The sequence below is a fragment of the Sanguibacter suarezii NBRC 16159 genome (assembly GCF_001552735.1).
GTDB classification, from domain to species: domain Bacteria; phylum Actinomycetota; class Actinomycetes; order Actinomycetales; family Cellulomonadaceae; genus Sanguibacter; species Sanguibacter suarezii.
The window spans coordinates 89,440-100,698 of record NZ_BCRT01000021.1 but is presented as its reverse complement, the minus strand read 5'-3'; the positions used below and the strand labels follow the sequence as shown (position 1 = coordinate 100,698).

Annotated in this window: 10 protein-coding genes; 8 read left to right on the top strand and 2 right to left on the bottom strand. The window is 71.2% G+C overall.

Features of this window, described 5'->3' with window-relative positions; genetic code table 11:
- The first annotated feature begins 2 nt into the window (after nt 1-2).
- Genes SS2_RS13940 through SS2_RS13930 form a run of 3 tightly spaced genes read left to right on the top strand, consistent with a single transcriptional unit; the run spans nt 3 to nt 3,450 of the window.
- Nucleotides 3-1,145: a glycosyltransferase family 4 protein gene (locus tag SS2_RS13940; RefSeq protein ID WP_083942257.1), complete on the top strand. Its 1,143-nt coding sequence runs from the start codon at nt 3-5 to the stop codon at nt 1,143-1,145.
- Nucleotides 1,145-2,293, top strand: a complete 1,149-nt coding sequence (locus tag SS2_RS13935; RefSeq protein WP_066465152.1) for a glycosyltransferase family protein — start codon at nt 1,145-1,147, stop codon at nt 2,291-2,293. The genes SS2_RS13940 and SS2_RS13935 overlap by 1 nt, the downstream gene beginning before the upstream one ends.
- Nucleotides 2,290-3,450: a glycosyltransferase family protein gene (locus tag SS2_RS13930; RefSeq protein WP_066465150.1), complete on the top strand. Its 1,161-nt coding sequence runs from the start codon at nt 2,290-2,292 to the stop codon at nt 3,448-3,450. Before SS2_RS13935 ends, SS2_RS13930 begins: the two co-directional genes overlap by 4 nt.
- Here SS2_RS13930 and SS2_RS13925 read toward each other — a convergent pair.
- Nucleotides 3,414-4,397 (bottom strand): hypothetical protein, encoded by a 984-nt coding sequence (locus tag SS2_RS13925; RefSeq protein WP_245643590.1) that lies wholly within the window; start codon nt 4,395-4,397, stop codon nt 3,414-3,416. The genes SS2_RS13930 and SS2_RS13925 overlap by 37 nt on opposite strands.
- Nucleotides 4,398-4,462: 65 nt before the next feature.
- Entirely contained in the window at nt 4,463-5,527 is a 1,065-nt protein-coding gene (gene wecB / locus SS2_RS13920) for a non-hydrolyzing UDP-N-acetylglucosamine 2-epimerase (RefSeq protein ID WP_066465148.1), read from the bottom strand.
- Nucleotides 5,528-5,639: 112 nt separating this feature from the next.
- Here wecB and SS2_RS13915 point away from each other — a divergent pair, with 112 nt between their 5' ends.
- The 5 genes from SS2_RS13915 to SS2_RS13895 all read left to right on the top strand — a co-directional run bounded on the left by SS2_RS13915 (nt 5,640) and on the right by SS2_RS13895 (nt 11,105).
- Complete coding sequence (locus SS2_RS13915; RefSeq protein ID WP_066465145.1) at nt 5,640-6,755, top strand: glycosyltransferase; 1,116 nt, start codon at nt 5,640-5,642, stop codon at nt 6,753-6,755.
- The gene (locus SS2_RS13910; RefSeq protein ID WP_083942256.1) at nt 6,752-7,897 is read left to right on the top strand and encodes a glycosyltransferase family 2 protein; all 1,146 of its coding nucleotides are present in this window, start codon (nt 6,752-6,754) and stop codon (nt 7,895-7,897) included. The genes SS2_RS13915 and SS2_RS13910 overlap by 4 nt, the downstream gene beginning before the upstream one ends.
- Before the next feature lie 123 nt (nt 7,898-8,020).
- The gene (locus SS2_RS13905; RefSeq protein WP_066465808.1) at nt 8,021-9,322 is read left to right on the top strand and encodes a nucleotide sugar dehydrogenase; all 1,302 of its coding nucleotides are present in this window, start codon (nt 8,021-8,023) and stop codon (nt 9,320-9,322) included.
- Nucleotides 9,319-10,293 carry a glycosyltransferase gene (locus tag SS2_RS13900; RefSeq protein ID WP_245643588.1) on the top strand — a complete coding sequence of 325 codons (975 nt, stop codon included), beginning with the start codon at nt 9,319-9,321 and terminating at the stop codon, nt 10,291-10,293. The genes SS2_RS13905 and SS2_RS13900 overlap by 4 nt, the downstream gene beginning before the upstream one ends.
- Nucleotides 10,290-11,105, top strand: coding sequence for a glycosyltransferase (locus tag SS2_RS13895; RefSeq protein WP_066465138.1), 816 nt, complete (start codon nt 10,290-10,292; stop codon nt 11,103-11,105). Before SS2_RS13900 ends, SS2_RS13895 begins: the two co-directional genes overlap by 4 nt.
- Nucleotides 11,106-11,259 lie beyond the last annotated feature (154 nt).

The window sequence follows — 11,259 nt, the reverse complement described above, 5'->3', positions numbered from 1 at the left end:
CGATGGAGAGCACGAACCTGCGGATCGCAGTCACGACCGGACCTGTGCGTATCCCGCCCACGTACTTCGTCATCAACCATCTGCTGCACATGGACGGCGTCGACGGACGGGTGTTCTCCCTCTCTGCGCAGGTCGACGACCCTGAGGTCGCACGCCTGGTGGAGGGCGCCACCCCCTACGGGGTCCCGGGCGTGCGCGGGAGCCTCGCAGCGTTCGCGGCCGTCCGCCGCCAGCGCGCCGCAGTGCGCGCCTTCGCGCCCGACGTCGTCCACCAGCACTTCGGCACGTGGAGCCTGGCCGGTTCAGGAGCAGCTCGGGACCTCGGGGTCCCGTTCATCGCGACCCTGCACGGCTACGACGTCTTCCGTCGGTCTGATGAGGTCCGCAACTTTTGGACCTGGATCACCGCGCGCAACCTCCGCACGTGCGGGGAGCGGGCCACCACGTTGCTCGCGGTGAGCGAGTGGCTCGCAGCTGAGGCGGTCCGGCGCGGCTACCCGGCGGACAAGGTCGCCGTCCACTACCAGGGTGTGGACACGGACTTCTTCACCCCGCCGGTCGATCCTGGCACCAGGGACGTCCCCGAGGTGCTCTTCCTCGGCGCGCTCGAGAAACGCAAGGGCGTGACCGACGCGGTCGAGGCGTCCGTGGAGCTCGCCCGGACGACCCCCCACACGCTGCGCGTCATCGGCGCCGGCTCGTTGGAACTGCGTGTCCGCGCCGCTGCGGCCGAGCACCCGCACATCCGCCTGGAGGGGATGCGGGACCGCGCGGGCGTGCGCGAGGCGATGCGTCACGCTGACGTCTTCGTGCTGCCGACCCAGCAGGACGGTGAGTGGCGCGAGGCTGCGGGCCTGGTGACCCTCGAGGCGCAGGCGTGCGGAGTCCCGGTCGTCGTCTACGCGAGCGGAGGTGCCCCCGAGATGGTCGAGGACGGTGTGACCGGGGTCCTCGTCCCCGAGCGCGATACCCGAGCGCTCGCCGGAGCGGTGGGTGACCTGCTCCGTCTGGCGCCCGAGGATCGCCGTAGCATGAGCCGGGCCGCTCGTGACTTCACCGTCGCCCGGCGCAGCCTCCGGGCCAGCGCAGCTGAGCTGCAGGACCGATACGCGAGCCTGACAGGCCGCTCCCGAAAGGACCCTTGATGCCTCGCGGCTCTCTGCTCGTGCTGTCCTTCTCGCCGATCGTCGCCGACGCTCGCGTGCTCAAGCAGGTCGAGCTCTTCAAGGACCTCTACGACGTGACCACCTGCGGTTTTGGCCCTGCTCCGGAGGGGGTCGTCCACCACGTCGAGATCCCTGCCGGGCTGTCGGCGACCGACGTGGACGGCCGTCTCATCACTGCACGGTGGTACCGGCGGGCATTCTGGTCGACGTCGGCGGTCGCCTGGGCGCGCCGTGCCCTGCGCGGGATCGACGTCGACGTGGTGCTGGCGAACGACGTCGAGGCCGTGCCGGTCGCGCTCGGTCTCTCGCCCCGGCTGGGCGTCCATGCTGACCTGCACGAGTACGCACCCGCCCAGCACGACGAGAACCCCGCGTGGAAGCGCCGGATCGCGCCGTACAAGGCCTGGATCTGCCGTCGATACGTGACCCTCGCCGCGTCGGTGACCACCGTCGCAGACGGCATCGCTGCCGAGTACCAGAGAGTCTTCGCCATCACCGCCGGTGTGGTCACCAACGCGGCCCCCTTCCACGATCTCGCCCCCGGACCGGTCTGCGATCTCGACGCCGGCCCGCTCCGCCTGGTCCACAGCGGGGTAGCGCAGCGTAAACGGCGTCTCGACCTGCTCATCGATGCCGTGCACGCCACACCCGCCGACGTCACCCTCGACCTCTTCCTCATGCCGAACGATCCTGCGCACCTCCTCGAGCTGCGTTCGCAGGCCGCTGCGGACCCTCGCGGCCGAGTTCGGTTCCGCGAACCCGTGGCCTACGAGCGGCTCATCGCGACCCTCAACGGCTACGACGTCGGCCTGGCGGTCTTCCCCTTCGTCAACTTCAACATCCGCTGGTCGCTGCCCAACAAGCTCTTCGACTACGTCCAGGCCCGGCTCGGGATCGTCGTCGGTCCGTCGCCGGAGATGGCTGGGCGGGTCGAGGGCTGGGGCGTGGGGGTCGTCTCACCCGACTTCGCCGTCGAGTCCTTGGCCGACGTGCTGACCACCCTCGACCGGGAGACTGTCCGTCGTCTCAAGGCTGCCTCCCACGCCCGTGCTCGCGAGCTGTCGGCCGAGGTCGAGGTCACCGGCTGGCGGACGGCCGTCGACGCGCTCTTCGGAGGTGAGGCATGAGCCGCCCGTCCCTGCTCATCCTGTCCTTCTCCCCGATCGCCGACGACGCCCGCGTCCTCAAGCAGGTCGCCCTCTTCTCAGGCCGCTACGACGTGACCACCTGCGGCTATGGTCCGGCTCCCGCGGGCGTCGTCGCCCACATCGAGGTCCCGGCGGACCTGCCGGCATGGCGCAAGGACCCCAGGTGGCTGCTGGCTCGGCAGTACCGGCGGGTGTACTGGGGCAACGCGGCCGTCGCGCATGCCCGCTCGGTCCTGCCGGTGGGTGCCTTCGACGTCATCCTGGCCGACGACGTCGACACCGTTCCGCTCGCGCTGTCCCTCGCCCCGCGCAGCGGGGTGCACGCGGACCTGCACGAGTACGCCCCCGGTCAGAACAGCGAGCTGCCTCGGTGGCGCTGGTTCGTCGCGCCGTACATCCGGTGGATCTGCCGCCGGTTCGTCACCCGGGCCGCGTCGGTGACCACAGTTGGGCAGGGCATCGCGGACCGGTACAGCCGCGAGCTGGGGGTGCCGGTCGGTGTGGTCACGAACGCCGCGCCCTACGCCGAGCTGGAAGCGCAGCCGGTCGGCTCCCCGATCCGCCTCGTGCACTCCGGCAACGCCCAGCGCAACCGCACCCTCGAGGTGATGATCGACGGCGTCGAGCAGTCTGCCGCCGACGTCACCCTGGACCTGCTCCTCATGCCCAACGACCCGGTCTACCTCGCCGAGCTGCGTGCGCGGTGCGCGGGCTCGGCGCGCGTGCGGGTGCTCGACCCGGTGCCCTACGCGGACCTGGTGCGCACCCTCAACGGCTACGACGTCGGGGTCTTCGTGCTGCCGCCGGTGAACTACAACTACGAGTGGACGCTGCCGAACAAGTTCTTCGACTACGTCCAGGCGCGGCTGGGTGTGATCGTCGGGCCGAGCCCGGAGATGGCGCGCGAGGTCGAGACGCGCGGGCTCGGTGCGGTGACGGAGGGCTTCACCTCCGGTGCCTTCGCGGCAGTCCTCGACGCCCTCGACCCGGCCCAGGTCGCCACCTGGAAGCGCGAGTCCGCCGCGTGCGCCCGCGAGCTCTCCGCCGAGGTGCAGTCCGCAGGCTGGGCCAGGGCCGTGGACCAGATCGCCCGTGAGGCTCAGACCAGGCCGAGCAAGGACCGCCACGCCCGGTAGTGCTCGACTGCGACTCCCTCGAACAGCGGGTCACCGGCCAGAGCCTCCTGGACCAGCCCGGCCTCGCGCACCAGGGCGTCGGCCCCGTCGTCGTAGAAGGTGAAGGGTGCCCCTCCCGCGATCTCCGGGGTGTCCGTCTCCAGGCCCACCGTGTAGGGGATGCCGGCTGCGCCGGCGGCGGCGCGGGCCGGCGCCGACAGGGCGATGATCCCGTCGAAGGCGTCTGCGTGGTCGACGAAGGTGACGATGGCGAGGGAGTCGGCTCGCTCCAGCACGGCGTCGAAGAGGGTCCCGCCGTCCGGGGCAGGCGTCGTGGCCAGCCAGTAGGGGGCGTCCAGTGCGAGCCGGACACCGGCGGGCAGAGCGGCCTTGACCGCGTCCATCGTCGCTTCCCACCGGGCGACGGTCCCGGCCTGGTCGGTGGTCCAGGACGGCAGCGTCCACGGCTCCAGCGAGAGCGCGACGTAGTCGACGGGACGGGTGCTGATGGCATCCAGGGTCCACGTCACCGCCAGGGACGGGTCATCGAGCCACCCGGCGTCACCGCCGAGCACACCGACCTCGAAGCCGGCGTCGTGCAGGGCAGTGGTGGTCTCGTCCATCCAGGCCGCGATCGGTCCTTCATCGGAGACCCACGGCGCGGCGACGTGCACCCGGTCGAGGCTGTGCGCGCGGGCGAAGTCCACGATGGTCTGCGGGGCTGCGGCCGCGTAGCCGGTCCCGCGGTTGTCCTGGGCGGTGGTCAGGGAGTTGTCCCACACCCACATGGACCTGAAGGCCGTGCTGGCAGGGGCCGGCTCGTCGCCGGCTGCCTGGGCGGTCCCGGTGACGGTGACCAGGGCGAGCGTGGCGATCGTGGTGAGGGCCAGGACGACGGCGAGGTTGGTCACGGCGGCCCGGCGTGCGGAGCGTCCGGTGCAACGGCCAGGTGACAGCGGGATGGGCATCAGAGGGGCTCCAGAGATCGGGTGACAAGCGGCGGTGACAGACGGACAGGGTGACAGACGGGCGGTCAGGCTCGGCGGAGGAGCTCCTGGATCACGCGGTCGGCCGCGTGCCCGTCACCGTACGGCGCAGCATCGGTCGGTTCGGGGGCCCGACGCTGGACGCCGGCGAGGATCTGAGCGGCGGAGGTGGCCAGCACGTTCCATCCCAGCTCGACGGTCTCGACCCACTCGGTCTCGGTGCGCACCGTCGTGCACGGCACCCGCAGGAGGAAGGCCTCCTTCTGCAGACCGCCGGAGTCGGTCACCACCCCGGCGCTCGCCATGGCCGCGGCGATGAGGTCCGGGTAGGCCAGCGGCGGGTGCAGCACCACCGCGCCACCGGACCAGTCGATGCCGGCCGCAGCCGACCGGGCGACCAGGCGCGGGTGAGCGAGCAGCACGACGGGACGGTCGAGGGCTTTGAGGCTCGCGGCGATCTCGGCGAGGCGGGCGGGGTCGTCGGTGTTTTCCGCCCGATGGATGGTGGCCACGTAGAAGTCCCCGGCGCTCACCCCGGCGCTCGCCAGCACCGTGGCCGGCTCGCCGGTCAGTGATTCGCGCACGGTGCCCAGCACGTCGGTCATGACGTCGCCCACGACGACGGTCCGCCCGCCCAGCCCCTCCGACCGCAGGTGCGCTGCGGCCACATCGGTCGGGGCGAGCAGCAGGTCGGCTGCGTGGTCGGTGAGCACCCGGTTGTGCTCCTCGGGCATGGCCCGGTTGAAGGACCGCAACCCAGCCTCTAGGTGCGCCACCGGCAGGTGCAGCTTGACCGCGGACAACGCGGCGGCGAGCGTGGAGTTGGTGTCGCCGTAGACGAGCACCCAGTCCGGACGGGCGTCGGCGAGCACGTCGTCCATGGCCGCGAGGATGGACCCGGTCTGCTGACCGTGGCTCCCGGACCCCACACCGAGGTGCACGTCGGGGGCAGGGATGGACAGGTCGGAGAAGAACACGTCGGAGAGCATCGGGTCGTAGTGCTGGCCCGTGTGCACGATGACGTGCTCCACGCCGGCTGCAGCGGCCGCGTGGGCGATCGGGGCGAGCTTGACGAACTGCGGGCGGGCGCCGACCACGGAGAGGAGCTTCACGATGCCCGAGTCTAGGGCTCACCGCGCCGACCAGGCCCGACATGCCCGGGAGGGGCGCACCCGGGTTCCCGGAGGTCCGAGGGCTCGGCCCGTGCGCTGATAGCGTCGGGGCGTGAAGATCATCGTCGTGACCACGTGGTTCCCCAGTCCCCAGGCGCCGACGATGGGGACCTTCGTCGAGAAGGACGTCCGTGTCCTGGCCCGCGACCACGACGTCGAGGTGGTGCACCTCGTGGCACCGCACCTGACCGACCCCCGCGAGGCGGACGTGGACACGATCGACCACGACGGCCTGCGGGTGCACCGGATCGTCATGTCACCCCAGCGCCCCCTCCAGATCAGGCGAGCCCGCCGCCTGCTCGAGCCGCTGCTCGCCAGCGCGGACCTCGTGCACACCATGGCCTTCCCGACCTTGCTGGCCTTCGCCCGGTCTCGTCCGGGCGTGCCGTGGGTGCACACCGAGCACTGGTCCGGCCTGACAACCCCGGCCACCCTCCCGCCCACGTGGCGTCTGGCGCTGCCGGCGCTGCGTCCCCTGCTGGGCCAGCCCGACGTCGTCACGGCCGTGTGCGACTATCTCGCCCGACCCATCCGCGCTGCCCGCCAGGGCAAGCCCACCGAGATCGTGCCGTGCATCGTCCCTGCCCCGGCAGCTCTTGCCCCGCGCCGCCCGGTCGGCCGTGCGCTCGAGCTCGTGAGCGTGGGGGGGCTCATCGACCGCAAGGACCCGCTCCTCGCGGTGCGGACCCTCGCCGAGCTCGTCGCCCGCGGCCACGACGCGCGCCTCACCTGGGCCGGGACCGGCCCCCTGCGCGACGACGTCGCTGCCCTCGCCGTGGACCTTGCCGTCGCCGACCGGCTCACCCTGCTCGGGACGGTCGACGCCGATGGGGTGCGCGCCGCCCTCGACGCCGCAGACCTGTTCTTCCTGCCGACCAAGGCCGACAACTTCTGCGTCTCGGCGGCTGAGGCGCTCGTGCACGGGCGACCCGTCGTGGTCGGTTCGACCGGGGGACAGGGGGAGTACATCGACGCGAGCGTCGGGGAGCTGGTGGGCCGTCAGAACGTCAAGGCCTACGCCGACGCGGTCGAGTGGGTGGTGGCCACGACCTCGGAGCTGAGCGCCGAGGAGGTCGCCGCGACCATCGGTGACCGGTTCAGCCCGGAGACGGTCCGACGCGGCTACCTCGACGTCTACGACCTGGCACGCGCGGAGCGTGCTGGATGAGCGGTGGCGGACCGGGCGTGGCTGGCGCGCCGCGCCCGGGGGACGTCGCGACGGAGGTGATGGTCGACGTCGTCATCGCGGTGCACACCGCGCAGCGCCCGATCGCGCGCGCCGTCAGCTCCGCGCTCGCATCCCCGGTCCAGGTCCGAGTGACCGTCGTGGCGCACAACGTCGATCCCGCCCTCATCGAGGACAACCTCGCAGGGGTCGCCGTCCCGCCAGGATCGTGCGTGCGCGTCCTCGCCTTCACCGACACCACCCGCAGCCCCGCAGGACCGTTCAACCACGGCCTCGATGCGGCCCGGGCGCCCTATGTCGCCGTCATGGGCTCCGACGACCGGCTCGCCCCCGGTGCCATCGCCTCCTGGCTCGACCTGGCGCGTCGAAACGGCGCGGCCGCGGTCGTCGCGCGCCTGGCGGCGGCACGCTCCGACGGATCGATCGCCGCCATCGTGCCGACCCCTCCCACCCGTCCCCTGCGCACGACGATGCTCGACGGAGTTCGTGACCGGCTCTCCTACAGGTCCGCACCGCTGGGTCTGCTCGACCGGGCTGCGCTCGAGCGGCTCGGCCTGCGGTTCACCCTCGGCCACGAGGTCGGGGAGGACGTGGCCTTCGTGACCCGGCTGTGGTTCTCCGGTGCGCCGATCGCCTTCGACCGGCGCGGTCCCGCCTACCTCGTCCAGGATGACGCCGGGGACCGCACCACCGGGGTCGCCCGCCCGGTCGCGGCGGAGCTCGCCTTCCTGGTGGACCTCGTCGACCAGGACTGGTTCCTCGCCCTGCCGCTGCCCGCACGCCGCGCCGCCGCGGTGAAGTTTCTCCGGATCCATGTCTTCGGACTCCTGATCCACCGGACGGAGGAGTTCTGGACGCCCCGCGAGCGGGTCGAGCTGGCCCGCGTCGTCGGTGAGATCCTGCACGCAGCACCCGGCTGTGAGCGAGTGCTCTCCCGGGCCGACTGCGCGGTGCTGCGCGCGGTCGTGGACCCGGCGAGCGACGTCGGGCAGCTTCTCGCGCTCGCTGCCGAGCGACGCCGGCACGGACAGCCGGCGACGCTCGTCACCGCGGACCTCACGCGGCTGCTCGCTCGTGAGGCCCCGTTGCGGCTCATGGCTGCCTCGGTCCTCGCCAGGTGGTGACCACGACGGCGTGAACCCGGTGCTCAGCGGGGGCAGTATCCTCGGGGAGACATGCCGTGGCCCCGGCTCGTGAAGGGTCGGCGGCCTGATGTCTCCCCGCTATCGGACCAGATGAAGGTGTTCATGCGCATCGCAGTCGTTGCTCTCGGAAAGATCGGCCTCCCGCTCGCCGTCCAGTTCGCCGACCAGGGCCACGACGTGGTGGGGGTCGATGTGAACCCGACGGTGGTCGACCTGGTCAACGCCGGGACCGAGCCGTTCCCGGGGGAGGCGCACCTGGCCGAGAAGCTCGCCGACCTGGTGCCCGCCGGACGACTGCGTGCCACGACCGACTACGCCGACGCGATCCCGGGAGCCGACGCCGTCGTGCTCGTCGTGCCGCTGTTCGTGGACGAGGAGACCGCTGCTCCCGACTTCGGCTGGATGGACGCCGCGACCCGTTCCCTCGGTGCGCACCTGACTCCCGGCACGCTCGTCTCCTACGAGACGACGCTGCCCGTGGGAGTGACGCGCGGACGGTGGAAGCCGCTCCTGGAAGAGGTCTCCGGGCTCACCGAGGGCCAGGACTTCCACCTCGTGTTCTCGCCCGAGCGCGTGCTCACCGGCCGGGTCTTCGCCGACCTACGCAAGTACCCCAAGCTCATCGGCGGCCTGAGCGAGGAGGGCGCCCGCCGGGCTCGGGAGTTCTACGAGGCGGTGCTGACCTTCGACGAGCGTCCCGACCTCGCCCGCCCCAACGGCGTGTGGGACCTCGGGTCGGCGGAGGCCGCGGAGATGGCCAAGCTCGCCGAGACCACCTACCGCGACGTGAACATCGGCCTCGCCAACCAGTTCGGCGCCTTCGCCGAGAAGGTCGGCATCGATGTGTACTCCGTCATCGAGGCGTGCAACTCCCAGCCGTACAGCCACATCCACCGTCCGGGCATCGCCGTGGGAGGGCACTGCATCCCGGTGTACCCGCGCCTGTACCTCTCGGTCGACCCGGATGCCTCGATCGTCCGGGAGGCCCGCGCGGTCAACGCCGCGGTGCCTGAGCGGGTGGTGGCCCAGGCGGAGTCGTTGCTGGGTTCGCTCGACGGGCTGCGCGTCGTCGTGCTTGGTGCTGCCTACCGCGGGGGAGTGAAGGAGACGGCGTTCTCCGGGGTCTTCGCGACGGTCGACGCGCTGCGCACTCGCGGTGCCCGGGTCGTCGTGCACGACCCGATGTACTCCGACGCCGAGCTCGCCGATCTCGGGTTCGACGCCTACCACTACGGGGAAGCGGCGGACGTCGCGGTGGTCCAGGCCGACCACGGTGAGTACCGCACGATCACTCCTGTGCAGGTGCCGGGGCTGAGGCTCTTGGTCGATGGTCGACGTGTGACGGACGCTGCGATCTGGGCTGGAGTGCCCCGCGTCGTCATCGGCTCTGGAGCGACGGCGTGACGACTGAGCGTCAGCACCGCGTGACTGCGGTGCTGGTCGCCTTCAACCGTGTAGACCTGCTGACACACGCCCTTGATGCGCTCGCAGCTCAGACCCGGCCGGTCGACCAGGTGGTGGTCCTGGACAACAACTCCGACGACGACTCCGCCGCCGTCGCGGCTGTGCACCCGGTCGGTGCCCGTGTCATCAGTCTGGACCGCAACACGGGCGGGGCAGGTGGCTTCGCCGCCGGGATCGCGGCAGCCCTCGACGTTCCCGCTGAGGCCGTCCCGGAGTGGGTGTGGCTCATGGACGACGACACCATCCCCACACCGGACGCGCTTGCTGAGCTGCTGCGTGCTGCGGACACGTACGACGGGCCGGTGGCCCTGCTGGGCAGCCGGGTCGTCTGGCACGACGGTCGCGACCACCCGATGAATACCCCGCGACGCCGCCCGCGGGTGGCCGCCGAGTTCATGGACCGGGCGGACCAGGCAGGCGCGGTGCCGGTCCGGTCCTCGTCCTTCGTCTCGATGCTTGTCAATACACGCGCAGTAGAGCATTTCGGGCTGCCGATCGCCGACTACTTCATCTGGAACGACGACTTCGAGTACTCCTGCCGGTTGCTGCGCCGCGGGACCGGTCTCTACGTTCCTGCGAGCGTCGTGGAGCACCGCACGAAGACCTTCGGCGCCACCGACGCGGACCCGGGCCCGCGCTTCTACTACGAGGTGCGCAACAAGATCTGGATGATCACGCGGTCCTCGGCGCTCTCCCCGTTCGAGCGGGTCCTCTACACGGGTGCGTCGGTGCGCCGCTGGGTGCGCACCTTCGCTCGGTCGAAGAACCGTGGTGTGCTGGTGCGGGCGGCCCTGCGCGGCCTGCGGGACGGCGTCATCCGCCGCCCGAAGGCGACCGTCGACATCCTGGGAGGGCTTGGGGACGTCACGTCAGCTGTTGCCCGGCTTGAAGGAGGGCGACCCGCGCCGTGAACTTCTCCGTGCTGCTGCCGGTCTATGCCGGCGACCGGCCCGACTTCTTGCGACGGGCCTATGACTCCGTGACCACCGAGCAGACCTTGCGGCCCGATGAGGTCGTCATCGTCCGAGACGGCCCGGTGGGGGAGGCGCTGAGCGCCCTTCTCGACGAGCTCGGCGCTGGCGAGGTGCCCACCCGGATCGTCGCACTGCCCGTCAACGGTGGGCTTGCCGCGGCGCTGGAGGTCGGATTGGCTGCCTGCGCCCACGAGATCGTGGCGAGGATGGACGCCGATGACATCTCACTGCCGGGGCGTTTCGCCGCCCAGGTGCCGCTCGTGGCCGGAGGGCTCGACATCGTCGGGTCAGCCATCCAGGAGTTCGCCGAGGAGTCTGAGCCCGGCTTGGTCCGGTGCCCACCGGTGGGTGCCGAGGAGATCCGACGACGCGCGCGCTTCGTCTCGCCGTTCAACCACCCCACCGTCGTCTATCGCAAGAGCGCTGTCCGCGACGCCGGCGGCTACCAGGACCTGCCCCTCATGGAGGACTACTGGCTCTTCGCCCGGATGCTCGCGGCGGGCGCCGGCGCGGCCAACATCCCGGAACCGCTCGTGCTCTACCGCATCGGCGCGGGTGCCTATGCCCGGCGTGGAGGACGCGGCATCCTGCGTTCTGAGCTGGTGTTCCAGCGGAAGATGCTCTCCATCGGATTCCTCAGCTGGCCCCAGTTCTTGCGGAACTGTGCGGTGCGCGGTGTCTACCGGTTGGTACCAGAGGGAATCCGGAAGGTTGGTTACCGAGCGTTCATCCGCAAGGGCTGGAAATGATCTCGGAACGTCGTCGGAGCCTCGGCGAACTCGCTGTAGCGAGCAAATAGAGCGCGCCGCGGGTCGATGCGGAAGGACGGAGGCGCGACGGCTACGCCCACACGTAGGATCCTTGTCGACTGCAGACTTGCGGTCGAGACGGAGTGGAGAGTTC